Below are 14,746 nucleotides of genomic sequence, written 5' to 3'. Positions count from 1 at the left end.
CGCCGGGGGGGTGCGCTCGCTGGGGGGTGGGCCGCCCCTTTCTGGTTTGTTGGGGGTTGCCCCCCACCCCGCGGCGCGGGGGGGGGCGGGGGGGCCCACGGCCCGGCCGACGGAGGCAAGCGGCTGCCGCCCGTCACCCGGGCCCGGGCCCGGTCCGGCACCCGTACGCGGCGCGACCAGGGTGTCCCCGCTGCGCAGCACGCCCAGCATCTCGCGCAGCTCGGTCAGCGCCTGGCGCCCCATGTCGCCGACGAGCGCGGCGTTCCGTACCGCCTTCGCCGGGTCCTTCGGCGCGATGGCCTGGAGCGCCGCCGCGTGCACCACCATCAGGGACACCCGGTGCGCCACCACGTCGTGCATCTCGCGGGCGATCCGGGTCCGCTCCTCCGTACGCGCCCACTCCGCGCGCTCCTCGGCCCGGTCCGCGAGCAGCGACAGCTCCCGCTCCAGCGAGTCGGCCCGTTCGCGCAGGCTCTCCATCAGCCGGCGGCGCGCGCCGATGTAGAGGCCGAAGAGGAGCGGGGGCGCGGTCAGCCCCAGCGCCATGAAGAGGGAGACGACCGGGGCGTACCAGTCCCCCGGCACGGCGGCGGAGGTCGCCTGGTCGACGAGGTTCCGGCTCAGCCGCAGGTACGTGACGATGAAGCTGCCGACCAGCGACATCCCGGTCAGCACGACGGTGATCCTGCGCGGCACGTCGGAGGCGGCGAGCGAGTAGAGGCCGACGAGGCCCATCAGGAAGCCGACCTCGGCGGGCGTGGTCGCGATCGACACCAGGACCACGGCGATCGGCCACCGGCGCCGCAGCACCAGGACCGACCCGGCGAGCAGCCCGAAGAGCACGCCGACCGGCACCGGGAGCCGTGCCTCCTGGGCGAACTGGATCCCCTCCAGCCCGCACTCCAGCGCCGAGACCAGCGCCAGTCCCACGTCCAGGGCGACACCACGCCGCCGTTCCCACCACCAGTAGCCGCGGGTGGTCACTCCCGCCGCCTCCCGGTCTGCCCCCGTTGCGGTCATGCCATCCACCCTACGGGCGGGCGCATCCCATTTTCGGGTGACCGCAGCAGCACGACACGTGTTCGAGCGGGCCGCGAACCGCGGGTAATCCCTGGAAATGGCGATCCATCGGACACATGCCTGCACAGAGCACGCGATCGGGACGAGTATCGCCCTATGGCGGATACCACCCACGCCCGAGCGGACTTCGATGCTCTGCGCGCACAGGCGGTCGCCCTGCGCGGAGAGGGGCTGAGCCTCCGGCAGAGAGCTGCGCGATCCCGGCGTGATCACGTTCTGCTTGAGCCGGCTCAGGCTGCTCGGCGTCACGCCGGATCGCCTGCACCCCAGGGTCGGCGTCCACGCCTCGGCGGACGTATCCGGAGCCGAGCAGTTCTGGGCTCGCGCATCTACGTGATCAAGAGTGCGGAGCTCCGTCGTCGCGCGGAAGGGGCTTGGTACGGCATAGTGTTGGGTGCCGATCCGGCGAACTGACACGATGTCCGTTTAGCCGGAGTTATTCCCCCATGGTGTAATCAGGCAGCACTGCGGTTTTTGGTACCGTCTGTTCAGGTTCAAATCCTGATGGGGGAGCTCTTCGACGCGGGCCCCGACCTCACCGGTCGGGGCCCGCGCCCGTTTCCGGCAGGTGCACCCCCGGTATCCTGCGGGTGACCGCACCCGAAAGCCGAAGGGCACATCCGTGAGCGCCAGCAGCCCCGCAGCAGTCGTCGTCCTCGCAGCGGGTGGAGGCACCCGCATGAAGTCGAAGACGCCCAAGGTCCTCCACGAGGTCGCCGGGCGCTCGCTCGTCGGGCACGTCGTCGCCGCCGCCCGCGAACTCGGCCCCGAGCAGCTCGTCGTGGTGGTCGGGCACGCCGGTGAGCAGGTCGTCGCGCACCTCGAAGCGAGCGACGCCGGTGTACGCACCGCCTTCCAGGCCGAGCAGAACGGCACCGGCCACGCCACCCGCATCGGGCTCCAGGAGCTCGGCGGGGTCGAGGGCACCGTGATCGTCGTCTGCGGCGACACCCCGCTGCTCTCCGGCGAGACGCTCGGCGCACTCGCCGCCACCCACGCCGCGGACGGCAACGCCGTCACCGTGCTCACCGCCGAGGTGCCGGACTCCACCGGGTACGGCCGGATCGTGCGGGACCCGGTCAGCGGTGCGGTCACCGCGATCGTCGAGCACAAGGACGCGAGCCCGGCCCAGCACGCGATCCGGGAGATCAACTCCGGCGTCTTCGCCTTCGACGGGCGGCTGCTCGCGGACGCGCTCGGGAAGCTGCGCTCGGACAACAGCCAGGGCGAGGAGTACCTCACCGACGTGCTGTCGATCGTGCGCGAGGCGGGCCACCGGGTCGGCGCCTCGGTCGCGAAGGACCACCGGGAGATCCTCGGCATCAACAACCGGGTGCAGCTCGCCGAGGCCCGCCGGCTGCTGAACCAGCGGCTGCTGGAGCAGGCCATGCTGGCCGGTGTGACGATCGTGGACCCGGCGTCGACGCTGGTCGACGTGACGGTCACCTTCGGGCAGGACGCCGTGGTGCACCCCGGTACGCAGCTGCTCGGCGCCACCCATGTCGCGGAGGACGCCGAGGTCGGCCCGAACTCCCGGCTGAAGGACACCGTGGTCCACGAGGGCGCCCGGGTCGACAACACGGTCTCCGACGGCGCCGAGGTCGGCCCCGGTGCCACCGTGGGCCCGTACGCCTACCTGCGGCCGGGCACGAAGCTCGGCGCGAAGGCGAAGGCCGGTACGTACGTCGAGATGAAGAACGCCACGATCGGCGAGGGGACCAAGGTCCCCCACCTGAGTTACGTGGGCGACGCGACCATCGGCGACCACAGCAACATCGGCGCCGCCAGCGTCTTCGTGAACTACGACGGGGTGAACAAGCACCACACCACGATCGGCTCCCACTGCCGCACCGGCTCGGACAATATGTTTGTGGCACCGGTCACGGTCGGGGACGGGGTTTACACCGCCGCGGGCTCGGTCATCACCAAGGATGTACCGGCAGGCTCGTTGGCCGTGGCCCGGGGCCAGCAGCGGAATATCGAGGGTTGGGTCGCGCGCAAGCGGCCCGGAAGCGCCGCCGCTCAGGCCGCCTTGGCCGCCACGCAGGATTCCGAAGGCGAAAGCTGACCGGAAACACGCGCGCCGGAGTCGGCGTACCGTGATAGATGCTCACCCATTTCGGCTGGCACGTTGCACATCGGGACACATGCGTGCAACGGTCAGAAACACGTCTGAGGAGACTGTGCTGTGACCGGGATCAAGACGACCGGCGAGAAGAAACTGATGCTCTTCTCCGGCCGCGCCCACCCCGAGCTGGCCGAGGAGGTCGCACACCAGTTGGGTGTCGGCATCGTGCCGACGAAGGCCTTCGATTTCGCCAACGGTGAGATCTACGTCCGCTTCCAGGAGTCCGCGCGCGGAGCCGACTGCTTCCTGATCCAGAGCCACACGGCTCCGATCAACAAGTGGATCATGGAGCAGCTGATCATGCTGGACGCGCTGAAGCGCGCCTCGGCACGTTCGGTGACGGTGATCGTGCCGTTCTACGGCTACGCCCGCCAGGACAAGAAGCACCGCGGTCGCGAGCCGATCTCGGCGCGTCTGGTCGCGGACCTGATGAAGACGGCGGGTGCCGACCGCATCCTCACCGTCGACCTGCACACCGACCAGATCCAGGGCTTCTTCGACGGCCCGGTCGACCACCTCTTCGCGCTGCCGATCCTCGCCGACTACGTCGGTGCGAAGGTCGACCGCTCGAAGCTGACGATCGTCTCCCCGGACGCCGGCCGCGTGCGGGTCGCCGACCGCTGGTGCGACCGTCTGGACGCCCCGCTGGCGATCGTGCACAAGCGCCGCGACAAGGACGTTCCGAACCAGGTCAGCGTCCACGAGGTCGTCGGCAACGTCGAGGGCCGGGTCTGCGTCCTGGTCGACGACATGATCGACACCGGTGGCACGATCTGCGCCGCCGCCGACGCCCTGTTCGCGCACGGCGCCGAGGACGTCATAGTGACGGCCACCCACGGTGTCCTCTCCGGCCCGGCCGCGGACCGGCTGAAGAACTCCAAGGTCAGCGAGTTCGTCTTCACGGACACCCTGCCGACCCCGGGCGAGCTGGAGCTCGACAAGATCACGGTGCTCTCCATCGCCCCGACGATCGCGCGCGCGGTGCGCGAGGTCTTCGAGGACGGTTCGGTCACCAGCCTGTTCGAGAGCGACGAGCACTGACCGTCGCCACCCGTGCGAGCGGTCCGACCGCCGCACACCGTTCCGCCACGTTGCACGAGTAACCCGCAGGTCAGCGGGGTGCTGGCACGGGGCGGCACTGATCCACTTGGGGGACGGCCTCCCCGCCGGGTAGACTCACGGAGTTGCTCGGCGAGGGAGGCCGTACTCATGTACGGCGATCCGTTATCGACGCGCTCTTCGTAGCAGGCCGACAAGTCGTGGCCGGGTGACCAGTCCATTTTCGTCACCTCACGAGGAGTGCAGCCATGGCCGACCAGATCAAGCTCGCCGCCGAAGCCCGTACCGAGTTCGGCAAGGGTGCCGCCCGTCGCGCGCGTCGCGCCCACCAGGTTCCCGCGGTCGTCTACGGCCACGGTGCCGAGCCGGTCCACATCACCCTTCCGGGCCACGAGCTGCTGCTCGCGCTGCGTACCCCGAACGTCCTGATCGGTCTGGAGATCGACGGCAAGGACGCGCTGGTCATCCCGAAGGCCGTGCAGCGCAACCCGCTCAAGGGCGAGATCGAGCACGTCGACCTGCTGACCGTCAAGCGCGGCGAGAAGGTCAACGTCGAGATCGCCGTCGAGGCCGAGGGCGACCTGGCCCCGGGCGCGTTCCTGCTGGAGTTCGTCCAGAACACCCTGACCGTCGAGGCCGAGGCCACCCACATCCCCGAGTCCGTGTCGGTCTCCGTCGCCGGTCTGACCGCTGGTGACTCGATCCTCGCCAAGGACATCGCGCTGCCGAAGGGCTCCGTGCTCGCCGGTGACGAGGACGCCATCGTGCTCCAGGTCGTCGCCGCGCAGGCCGAGGAGCCGGCCGCCGACGCCGAGGAGACCGAGGGCGCCGAGGCCTGAGCCTCGACCTCGTTCGACCTGCTTGACTGACGGGGCGGCGGACTCCCTTACCGGGGGCCGCCGCCCCGTCGGGCTGTACGGGGGCACCCGCGGCCCGTACGCCCCGTCCACGCCCGCCCTCCGGCCCCCTCGCGGCCGGGGCCGCATCCGAGGAGACAGCGCGCAGATGTCCGACGTCACCGATCCCTGGCTCATCGTGGGCCTCGGCAACCCCGGCCCCGAGTACACCGCGAACCGGCACAACGTCGGCTTCATGGTCGCCGACCTGCTGGCGGAGCGGATCGGCGGGAAGTTCAAGCGGGCTCAGAAGGCGCAGGCGCAGGTGCTGGAGGGGCGCGTCGGCCCGCCCGGACCGGCGAACCGGCGCGTGGTCCTGGCGAAGCCGCAGTCGTACATGAACCTGTCGGGCGGCCCGGTGACGGCGCTGCGCGACTTCTACAAGGTGCCGACCGACCACGTCGTCGCGATCCACGACGAGCTGGACGTCGACTTCGGCGCACTGCGGCTGAAGCTGGGCGGCGGCGACAACGGGCACAACGGGCTGAAGTCGATGACCAAGTCGATGGGCCCGGAGTACCACCGGGTGCGCTTCGGCATCGGCCGCCCGCCGGGCCGGATGCAGGTCGCGGACTTCGTGCTGAAGGACTTCTCCTCCACCGAGCGCAAGGAGCTCGCCTACCTGGTGGACCGGGCGGCGGACGCGGTGGAGTCGCTGCTCGCGGACGGGCTGGAGCGGGCCCAGGGGACGTACAACTCCTGAGCGACCGGGGGGTGGTCGGGTCACGGGAGCGGCTGCTGCCCGGGTGCCCGGGTCAGGGCCAGAAGCAGACCGCCGCCGTCACGCACACCGGTATCACCCCCGTGAACCAGTACAGGGAGAAGGTGTTGAGCGGCACCTTGCGCCAGGGGTTCTGTTCCTGTTCCAGGATGTCGGCCCCGACCCGCTTCGCCACCGGGGCCAGCATGGCGACGACCATCAGCAGCAGCGAGCTGTAGATGTACAGGACGACCGGAACCGAGTAGCCCCTCACCGCGGCGTCGGGCAGCAGAACCACCCAGCAGACCACCGGAACCAGGAACATGCGCCGACGCGCCGTGCGTGTCGGCATGCACCGGTTCATCGCGGCCAGGTAGACGGCGGTCACACAGGCCGCGATGATCCACCAGGCACCGGTGGTCAGATGAGAAAGCATGATCGTGATTCCCCCCTGGGGTCGTTCACGATCGTAGGAAGCCGAACCTCCCGGGTGTACGGGAAGGTCCGGCAGCGGACCCCGGCCGGACCCTGCCGGTCTCCGGCAGCCCGCTCCCCCCGGCGCCCTCGGTCGGGGCAGCAGCGGCTCGACCCGGGCCGTGCGGACCGGGGCCGGGCGGCGGGCGCCCGGGGCGGGTTCACGCGGTGGGCACCTTGCGGACGGTGGTGTCGTCGGGGTCCAGCACCCGCCCGTCCGCCGCCCGGATCTCCAGGGGGCGCAGGCCCTGGCCGTGTTCGCGGTCGACGAGCCGCGAGTGGGGTTCGCCGGGGGCGAAGAAGTGCTGTTCCCCCCACTGCCGCAGGGCCACGACGACGGGGAAGAGGGCTCTGCCCTTCGGGGTCAGTACGTACTCGCGGTAGGCGCTGCCGTCCGAGGCGGGGACGGTTTCCAGGACCCCGCCCGCGACCAGGGCGCGCAGGCGCGCGGTGAGGATGTTCTTCGCCACCCCGAGGCTGCGCTGGAACTCCCCGAAGCGGCGGCTCCCGTCGAAGGCGTCGCGCACGATCAGCAGGGACCACCAGTCGCCGATGGCGTCCACGGACCGGGCGACGGGACAGTCGCTGTCGTCGAAGCGTGTTCTGGTCACCATGCCGTCCTCCACTCCCGACCGGTTGCATGATGCTACCAAACCCCGCTACGGTCGCCCCTGGTAGCAAGTTGAAACCAGATGTACGGGAAGCCACGTGCACGGAAGGGGTGCCGCGTGCTCGACGACAGGGAAGCCGCACCGCGGACCGCGGGCCGGAGCGGGGAAGGCGGCGCGCCCGCCCTGTCCCGGGGCGTCGTCGCCCTGTTCGCCGTCGCCTGCGGAGCCGCGGTCGCCAACGTCTACTTCGCCCAGCCGCTCCTGGTGACCATGGGCCACGACCTCTCCATGAGCCCCGCGCTGCTCGGCGCCGTCGTCACCCTCACCCAAGTCGGTTACGGTCTGGGCCTGTTCTTCCTCGTACCGCTGGGCGACATCACCGACCGCCGCCGACTCGTCGTGACCCAACTCCTCCTCATGGGCCTGGCGTTGGCCGCCGTCACCACCGCCCGCACGGCGGCGGCCCTCCTCGCGGGCATGGCCGGGGTGGGACTCCTCGCCGTCGTCACGCAGACGCTGGTGGCCTACGCGGCATCGCTCGCACCGCCCGACCGGCGCGGACGCGTCGTCGGTACGGTGACCAGCGGCGTAGTCCTCGGCATCCTGCTCGCCCGCACCGCCTCCGGTCTCCTGGCCGACCTCGCGGGCTGGCGCTCCGTCTACCTCGCCTCGGCCGCGCTCACCGCGCTGCTCGCCCTCGTCCTGTACCGCGTACTGCCGCGCCACACCAACACCCCGCCGGAGCGCCTGCGTTACGGACGGCTGCTGCGCTCCACGGTCACCCTGTTCGCCCGGGAGCGGCTGCTGCGCATCCGGGCCCTGCTGGGCCTGCTGATCTTCGCGGCCTTCAGCATCCTCTGGAGCAGCCTCGCGCTGCCGCTCAGCGAACCTCCGTACTCCCTCTCCCACACCGCGATCGGGGCCTGGGGGCTGGTCGGAGCCGCGGGCGCGCTGGCCGCGACGGCGGCGGGGCGCCTGAACGACCGCGGGCTCTCCGGGCGGACCACCGGCACCGCGCTGGCGCTGCTCGCCGTCTCGTGGGTGCCGTTGGCCTTCGCCCGCAGCTCCCTCTGGGCCCTGCTCGTCGGCGTGATCCTCCTCGACCTGGCCGTACAGGCCGTCCACGTCACCAACCAGACCCTGATCCACGCGCTGCACCCGGAAGCGGGCAGCAGGCTGATCGGCGGCTACATGGTCTTCTACTCGGCCGGCAGCGCCACCGGAGCCATCGCCGCGACCTCCCTCTACGCTGCGGCCGGCTGGGGGGCGGTCTGCGCACTGGGCGCCGCCGTCAGCGTCCTCGCGTTCGCACTCTGGGCCCTCACCCGGGGCAGCCTGCCGGACCACGCGACGAAGGTGGCGGCGGGGGCGGCGGGGGCGGCGGGGGCGGCGGACTGAGGCGTCACCTCTCGGGCCGAGCCCCAACCCCCCGATCCCCGACATTCCCACCGGTTCCCGACCGCTCATCCGTCCGTTTTCGGCCGCAAGTTGACCGAGAGCATCGTCCTGCCCAAAGATCTGCCCCCATGAAGCGGACCCCCTCCCAGCACGCGGCCCTGATCGGCCGTAACGGTGCGATGGCCCTGGTCACCCTGCTGCTGCTCGTCGCGGGTGCGTGGGCCTCGTGGGAGACCGCGCACCACATCATCCTGGCCAAGGGCCGCGAGCACGGCACGCTGACGGTGACCGGCTGCGGCGAGGAGACCTGCACCGGCACCTACACCCCCGACGCCCAGTCCCCGCCGCGCTCGGGCGTGATCGTCACGCGCTCCGTCGCCGCACAGCGCGGCGACGCGTTCCCGGTGGTCCTGAAGCCGGGCAGCGCCGAGGCCGTACGGACCGGGGTCCCCGGATTCCTGCACGCCTGGCTCCCGTTGGGCGGCTCACTGATCCTGGCCTCCCTGGTCCTGGGCGGCGGCCTGCGGCTGACCCGTACGGCATGGGCGGCGGGGGTCACGGGGGCGGCGCTGCTGGTGGCGACCTTCCTCGCGCTGTGAGGGGCTGATCGCGCGGGGGCGACTCGCCACCCGTCGCGGAGCGCCGTACGCCGTCAGGCGCATCCCCCTCTTCCCTTGTGCGCCAAGGGCGTTGGAGAATCCGTGCATGGATTCGCCTGCGCCCGACCCGACCGCCGACACGGCCACCACCTACCTCGCGGCACTCCAACGACGGCTCACGGCCGACGGCTGCACGGTGAGGTCGTCGGACTGGAACGGCCACCCCTCACTGACCGCCTACCGCGCCGATCGCAAGGCCCGCTGGTTCGGGACGAGGGTCGAGCTGTTCGTGTTCGCGGCAGCCGTCCCCGAGATCGACGTGGCCATCCTGAACGAGTTCACGGGGTGGGCCATGAGCTACGCGAAGGGCGCGCGCGGAGGCATACCCGGCGCCCGCAACGTGGCACAGGTACTCCCGGCCCTGGTGAGCGCCCGGGTGCGGCCCGAGGCGGCCCAGTGGGCCGCCCGGGACGCCCGCCTCCTCGGCACGACACTGATCAGCCGCCCCCTCACGGTCGAGGCTGCCCCCGGCGTCTCGCGAACCACGGCGTACCGGGGCGGGACCGGCTACGGCGGCTTGTTCACCCGCCACACACTGGACAAGCTCGCTCTCTACTTCCCGTGAGGGACGCCGCTCCGCACTCGGTCCGCCGTGCTTCTCCTCAGGAGCGAGTGAAGGCGCCACTCGCCGTGACGAACAATCGCAGCAGCCGGAGTGGTCCCGGCCGGACCTGGATGGCCGGCCCACGTGCGCGAACAGCGGATGCCCCCGCCCGGACGACGTGTCCGGACGGGGGCAGTCCGTTCAGCGAGCAGGTACCGCTGGGTCAGCCGGTGTTGCGCAGGCCCGCCGCCACACCGTTGACGGTGAGCAGGAGAGCGCGGGCGAGGAGCGGGTCGGCTTCCTCGCCGGCCGCGGCGGCGTCGCGCTGGCGCTTCAGCAGGGCGACCTGGAGGTAGGAGATCGGGTCCAGGTAGGCGTCGCGGATGGCGAAGGTCTGCTGGAGGACCGGGCTGGTGCCGAGGAGTTCGGTGTTGCCGGTGATCCGCAGGACTTCCTGGACGGTGAGCGCGTGCTCGGCCTCGATGACGTCGAAGACGTGCTTCAGCTCGTCGGGGACGAGGGTGTCGACGTAGTGACGGGCGATCCGCAGGTCCGTCTTGGCCAGCGTCATCTCGACGTTGGACAGGAAGTTCTGGAAGAAGTGCCACTGGTCGTGCATCTCGTCCAGGACGGTGTCGAGTCCCGCCTCGCGCAGGGCCTTGAGGCCGGAGCCGACGCCGAACCAGCCCGGGACGATCTGGCGGGACTGGGTCCAGCCGAACACCCACGGGATCGCCCGCAGCCCGTCCAGGCCGACGCCCGAGTCGGGACGCCGCGACGGCCGCGAGCCCAGGTGCAGCTCGGCGAGCTGGTCGACCGGGGTGGAGGAGAGGAAGTACGCGGGCAGGTCGGGGTCCTCGACCAGCTTGCGGTACGCGGCGTGGGCGGCGTCGGAGACGGTGTCCATCGCCGCGTCCCAGCGGGCCAGCGCCTCGTCGGACTGGCGCGGCGCGGTGTGCAGGGCGGAGGCCTGCAGGGTGGCCGCGACGGTCAGTTCCAGGTTCTCGCGGGCGAGCGCCGGGATGAGGTACTTGTCGGAGATGACCTCGCCCTGCTCGGTCACCTTGATCTCGCCCTCCAGGGTTCCCCAGGGCTGGGCGAGGATCGCGTCGTGCGAGGGGCCGCCACCGCGGCCGACGGTGCCGCCGCGGCCGTGGAAGAGGCGCAGCCGCACGCCGTAGCGGTGGGCGACGTCGCGCAGGCGGCGCTGGGCGCGGTGGATCTCCCACTGGGAGGTGGTGATGCCGCCGAACTTCGAGGAGTCCGAGTAGCCGAGCATGACCTCCTGGACGTCGCCGCGCAGCGAGACGAGGCGCCGGTAGGAGGGGTCGGCCAGCATCTCGTCGAGGATGACGTCGGCGGCGCGCAGCTCGTCGGTGGTCTCCAGGAGCGGCACGATGCCGATCTTCGCCCAGCCGGCGTGCAGGTCGAGGAGGCCCGCCTCGCGGGCGAGGACGGCGGCGGCGAACACGTCGTCGGCGCCCTGGCACATCGAGATGATGTAGGACTCGATGACCTCGGGGCCGAACCGCTCGAACGCTTCCTGGATGGTGTGGAAGACGCCGAGGGTCTTGGCGCCCGCCGCGTCCAGCGGAGCGGGGGTCGGGGCGAGCGGGCGGCGGGAGCGGAGCTCCTTGGCGAGGAGCTTCTGCCGGTAGTCGCGCGGCATGTCGGTGTAGCGCCAGGACTCCTCGCCGAGCCGGTCGAAGAGCTGACCGAGGGCGTGGTGGTGGGCGTCGGCGTGCTCGCGCACGTCCATGGTGGCGAGCTGGAGGCCGAAGGCGCCCAGCGTACGGATGGTGCGGTCCATCCGGCCGTCGGCGAAGAGGCCGCCGCGGTGCTCGCGCAGCGAGGTCTGGATGAGGGTGAGGTCCGCGAGGAGCTCGGAGGTGCCGAGGTAGTCGCAGCCGGGGCGGTGCGGGGTGCCCTTGGCGAGGCGCTCGCGGGTGTTGACGAGCTTCTGGCGGATGCAGGTGGCCTTGAGCCGGTACGGCTCCTCGGCGTTCAGCCGCTTGTAGCGCGGGCTGATCTCCGGGAGGCGTTCCAGGTCGGCCTGGAGGGATTCGAGCAGCTCTTCGGTGGCACCCGTGTAGCGGATGGAGTTGGAGAGCAGTCCGCGCAGGTGGTCGACGAGTTCGAGGGCGTCGGTGATGCCGTGCTCGTGCTGGAGGATCAGCACCTCCCAGGTGACGGCGGGCGTCACGTTGGGGTTGCCGTCGCGGTCGCCGCCGATCCAGGTGCCGAAGGTCAGCGGGCGGGTGCCCGCGGGCAGCGGGACGCCGACGCGCTCCAGTTCGGCGGAGAGGTCTTCGAGGACGTCGCCGACCGCTCCGGCGTGCAGCTCGTCCAGGTAGTAGATGGCGTTGCGGGCCTCGTCGGCCGGCTCCGGGCGGACGACGCGCAGCTCGTCGGTCTGCCAGATGAGGTCGATGTTCTCCGCGAGCCGCAGGTCGACGCGGCGGCGGTCGGCCTCGATGACCGGGGTCTCCAGCAGGGCCGCGATGCGGCGGAGCTTGTTGAGCACCGAGCGGCGGGCGGCCTCGGTGGGGTGGGCCGTGAAGACGGGCCGCACGTTGAGGTTCTTGACCGTCTCGCGCAGGTGCTCGGGGTCGGCGTCCTTGAGTCGGTCGGCGGTACGGGCGAGGAGCCCGCCCTCCGCGGCGCGCCGGTCGCGCATCTCGTGGGCGCGGTGCACCTGCTCGGTGACGTTGGCCAGGTGGAAGTAGGTGGAGAAGGCGCGAACGAGCTGCGCCGCGGTCTCCAGGTCCGTGTCGCCGAGGAGTTCGGCCGCCGCTTCGCCGTCCGTACGGGTGAGGGCGCGAACGCGTTCGACGAGTTCGAGGAGTTCCGGGCCCTCCTGGCGTACCAGGGTCTCGCCCAGCAGGTCGCCGAGGCGGCGGATGTCGGCCCGCAGTTCCGGGCTGCTGGCGGCAGGGGTCAGGTCGGCACTGCTCACAGTGTGCGGCTCCTTGCAGTGGTAGAGCACGAATCCGGGGCCAACGGCCGCAGCGTGCTGTTGCCGCCCCCGGGACGAGCGGGGTGCGGACCGCGCTGTCCGACCCTTCCAGGATATGTGGCACCGGCGTCGGCGCGTCCGGTGGCCTCACAGGGTGGGACGGGGCGGGGCATCCGACGGCGGGAGCCGTACAGGCTTTACCCGTACGGGGGCATGAGATACCACGAACGGCGGCCGGAACGTGGTCTGGTGGTGTGGGCCGCGTCACTACGGCACTTACGATCCCGTAGGTTACGGTCCCGTAACCACGGCCGATTCCGATTTGTTCTGTTCTCCTCACCCCCCGGGGGATCACATGACCATCAGCCCCGACCTGACCGACCAGCCGGACCCGCCGACGGGGACGGCTCCCGCTTCTCTCCCCTCCGCCACGCTGGGCGGCGACAACAAGCGGTCGATCGAGCAGATCGCGCTGCTGCTCTTCATCGTGGTGCCGTTCGCGGCCCTGGTGGCGGCGGTGCCGCTGACCTGGGGCCACGGCGTCAGCTGGCTCGATCTGGGGCTGCTGGTGGCGATGTACTACATCGGCTGCCACGGCGTCACGATCGGCTTCCACCGCTACTTCACGCACGGCTCCTTCAAGGCGAAGCGCCCGCTGCGCATCGCGCTCGCCGTCGCCGGCTCCCTGGCGGTGGAGGGCCCGCTGGTGCGGTGGGTCGCCGACCACCGCAAGCACCACCGGTTCTCCGACGCGGAGGGCGACCCCCACTCGCCGTGGCGCTTCGGCGAGACGCTGCCGGCCCTGGTCAAGGGGCTGTGGTGGGCGCACATCGGCTGGATGTTCAACGAGGAGCAGACCCCGCAGCAGAAGTACGCCCCCGACCTGGTCAAGGATCCGGCGATGCGGGCGGTCTCCCGCCACTTCCTCACCTTCACGATCATCTCGCTGGGTATCCCGCCGCTGGTCGGCGGCTTGGTGACCATGTCGTGGTGGGGTGCGGCGACGGCGTTCTTCTGGGGTTCGCTGGTCCGGGTGGCGCTGCTGCACCACGTCACCTGGGCGATCAACTCGATCTGCCACGCGGTGGGCAAGCGTCCCTTCAAGTCCCGCGACAGGTCGGGGAACGTGTGGTGGCTGGCCGTGCTCTCCTGCGGCGAGTCCTGGCACAACCTGCACCACGCCGACCCGACGAGCGCCCGGCACGGCGTGATGCGCGGCCAGATCGACTCCAGCGCCCGGCTGATCCGCTGGTTCGAACAGCTCGGCTGGGCGTACGACGTCCGCTGGCCGGACGCCGACCGCATCGAGTCGCGACGCAAGGAGTCCCGGCGCAAGGCCGTGTCCGCCGACGCGGCATGATGGGCACCGTGGCGACCGACGGCAGCACGAGCAGCAAGAGAAGCAGCCCTCCCCCCGCACGCCGGACCAGGCGGGTCCGGATGACCGGGAAGGAGCGGCGCGAACAGCTGCTGGACATCGGTCGCACCCTCTTCGCCGACAAGGGGTTCGAAGGGACCTCGGTCGAGGAGATCGCGGCACGCGCCGGGGTCTCCAAGCCGGTGGTGTACGAGCACTTCGGCGGCAAGGAGGGCCTGTACGCGGTCGTGGTCGACCGGGAGATGCGCCGGCTGCTGGACATGGTGACGGGCGCCCTCACCGCGGGGCACCCCCGTGAGCTGCTGGAACAGGCGGCGTTCGCCCTGCTCGACTACATCGAGACGTACACGGACGGCTTCCGCATCCTGGTCCGGGACTCCCCGGTCGCCCAGTCGACGGGCACCTTCGCCTCGCTGATCAGCGACATCGCCACGCAGGTGGAGGACATCCTGGGCATGGAGTTCAAGGCCAGGGGCTTCGAGCCGAAGCTGGCCCCCCTCTACGCGCAGGCCCTCGTCGGCATGGTGGCCCTCACCGGCCAGTGGTGGCTCGACGTCCGCAAGCCCCGCAAGGCGGAGGTGGCGGCGCACCTGGTGAACCTGGCCTGGCACGGCCTGGAGAACCTGGAGCCGAAGCCCCGGCTGATAGGGCACCGCAAGAGCTGACGGGCGGCACGGTGGGCGCACGTACGCGAAGGGGTCCCGCCACTCGGGTGGCGGGACCCCTTTCGCCGTACGGGAAGGCGTCACGGAAGCACGTACGGGGCGGCCGGCCGTGACACCCCCGTCGGGCGGTCGGCCGTGACACCCCCCGTCGGGCGGTCGGCCGTGACGTCCCCGGCTGAAGCGGCACGCGCGCTTCGG

13 protein-coding genes and 1 tRNA gene are annotated in these 14,746 nt (G+C 71.3%); 10 read left to right on the top strand and 4 right to left on the bottom strand.

Features of this window, described 5'->3' with window-relative positions:
• Window positions 1-1,020: sensor histidine kinase (locus ACFWEE_RS03200; RefSeq protein ID WP_386885903.1), on the bottom strand; the 1,020-nt coding region annotated here is incomplete at its 3' end.
• A 500-nt stretch (window positions 1,021-1,520) separates the two neighbouring features.
• On the opposite strand from ACFWEE_RS03200, the gene ACFWEE_RS03195 reads away from it, so the two are divergent.
• The 5 genes from ACFWEE_RS03195 to pth all read left to right on the top strand — a co-directional run bounded on the left by ACFWEE_RS03195 (window position 1,521) and on the right by pth (window position 5,866).
• Window positions 1,521-1,593 (top strand) — tRNA-Gln (locus ACFWEE_RS03195).
• A gap of 109 nt (window positions 1,594-1,702) precedes the next feature.
• Complete coding sequence (gene glmU, locus ACFWEE_RS03190) at window positions 1,703-3,148, top strand: bifunctional UDP-N-acetylglucosamine diphosphorylase/glucosamine-1-phosphate N-acetyltransferase GlmU (protein WP_386885901.1); 1,446 nt, start codon at window positions 1,703-1,705, stop codon at window positions 3,146-3,148.
• 120 nt (window positions 3,149-3,268) lie between these two features.
• Window positions 3,269-4,249: a ribose-phosphate diphosphokinase gene (locus ACFWEE_RS03185; RefSeq protein WP_386885899.1), complete on the top strand. Its 981-nt coding sequence runs from the start codon at window positions 3,269-3,271 to the stop codon at window positions 4,247-4,249.
• Between the two features lie 266 nt (window positions 4,250-4,515).
• Window positions 4,516-5,106 carry a 50S ribosomal protein L25/general stress protein Ctc gene (locus ACFWEE_RS03180; RefSeq protein ID WP_386885897.1) on the top strand — a complete coding sequence of 197 codons (591 nt, stop codon included), beginning with the start codon at window positions 4,516-4,518 and terminating at the stop codon, window positions 5,104-5,106.
• Between the two features lie 166 nt (window positions 5,107-5,272).
• The gene (gene pth / locus ACFWEE_RS03175; RefSeq protein WP_386885895.1) at window positions 5,273-5,866 is read left to right on the top strand and encodes an aminoacyl-tRNA hydrolase; all 594 of its coding nucleotides are present in this window, start codon (window positions 5,273-5,275) and stop codon (window positions 5,864-5,866) included.
• A 52-nt stretch (window positions 5,867-5,918) separates the two neighbouring features.
• On the opposite strand, the gene ACFWEE_RS03170 is transcribed toward pth, so the two are convergent.
• Window positions 5,919-6,299: a hypothetical protein gene (locus ACFWEE_RS03170; protein WP_386885893.1), complete on the bottom strand. Its 381-nt coding sequence runs from the start codon at window positions 6,297-6,299 to the stop codon at window positions 5,919-5,921.
• Window positions 6,300-6,498: 199 nt separating this feature from the next.
• A complete protein-coding gene (locus ACFWEE_RS03165; RefSeq protein ID WP_386885891.1) occupies window positions 6,499-6,951 on the bottom strand; it encodes a winged helix-turn-helix transcriptional regulator in 453 nt (150 codons plus the stop codon).
• A gap of 78 nt (window positions 6,952-7,029) precedes the next feature.
• Between ACFWEE_RS03165 and ACFWEE_RS03160 the strand changes: the two genes are divergently transcribed.
• From ACFWEE_RS03160 to ACFWEE_RS03150, 3 genes are all read left to right on the top strand, one after another.
• On the top strand, window positions 7,030-8,346 hold the full coding sequence (locus ACFWEE_RS03160) for an MFS transporter (RefSeq protein ID WP_386885889.1): 1,317 nt from the start codon (window positions 7,030-7,032) through the stop codon (window positions 8,344-8,346).
• A 128-nt stretch (window positions 8,347-8,474) separates the two neighbouring features.
• A complete protein-coding gene (locus ACFWEE_RS03155) occupies window positions 8,475-8,945 on the top strand; it encodes a hypothetical protein (RefSeq protein ID WP_386885887.1) in 471 nt (156 codons plus the stop codon).
• A gap of 106 nt (window positions 8,946-9,051) precedes the next feature.
• Window positions 9,052-9,570, top strand: a complete 519-nt coding sequence (locus tag ACFWEE_RS03150; RefSeq protein WP_386885886.1) for a hypothetical protein — start codon at window positions 9,052-9,054, stop codon at window positions 9,568-9,570.
• A gap of 202 nt (window positions 9,571-9,772) precedes the next feature.
• On the opposite strand, the gene ppc is transcribed toward ACFWEE_RS03150, so the two are convergent.
• Window positions 9,773-12,505 (bottom strand): phosphoenolpyruvate carboxylase, encoded by a 2,733-nt coding sequence (gene ppc, locus ACFWEE_RS03145; RefSeq protein ID WP_386885884.1) that lies wholly within the window; start codon window positions 12,503-12,505, stop codon window positions 9,773-9,775.
• A 355-nt stretch (window positions 12,506-12,860) separates the two neighbouring features.
• Between ppc and ACFWEE_RS03140 the strand changes: the two genes are divergently transcribed.
• Entirely contained in the window at window positions 12,861-13,865 is a 1,005-nt protein-coding gene (locus tag ACFWEE_RS03140; protein WP_386885883.1) for an acyl-CoA desaturase, read from the top strand.
• Complete coding sequence (locus tag ACFWEE_RS03135) at window positions 13,862-14,548, top strand: TetR family transcriptional regulator (protein ID WP_386885882.1); 687 nt, start codon at window positions 13,862-13,864, stop codon at window positions 14,546-14,548. Before ACFWEE_RS03140 ends, ACFWEE_RS03135 begins: the two co-directional genes overlap by 4 nt.
• Window positions 14,549-14,746: the final 198 nt, after the last annotated feature.

Source organism: Streptomyces sp. NPDC060184 (genome assembly GCF_042728795.1).
Classification (GTDB): Bacteria; Actinomycetota; Actinomycetes; order Streptomycetales; family Streptomycetaceae; genus Streptomyces.
This window is presented reverse-complemented; position numbering and strand designations above follow the sequence as displayed.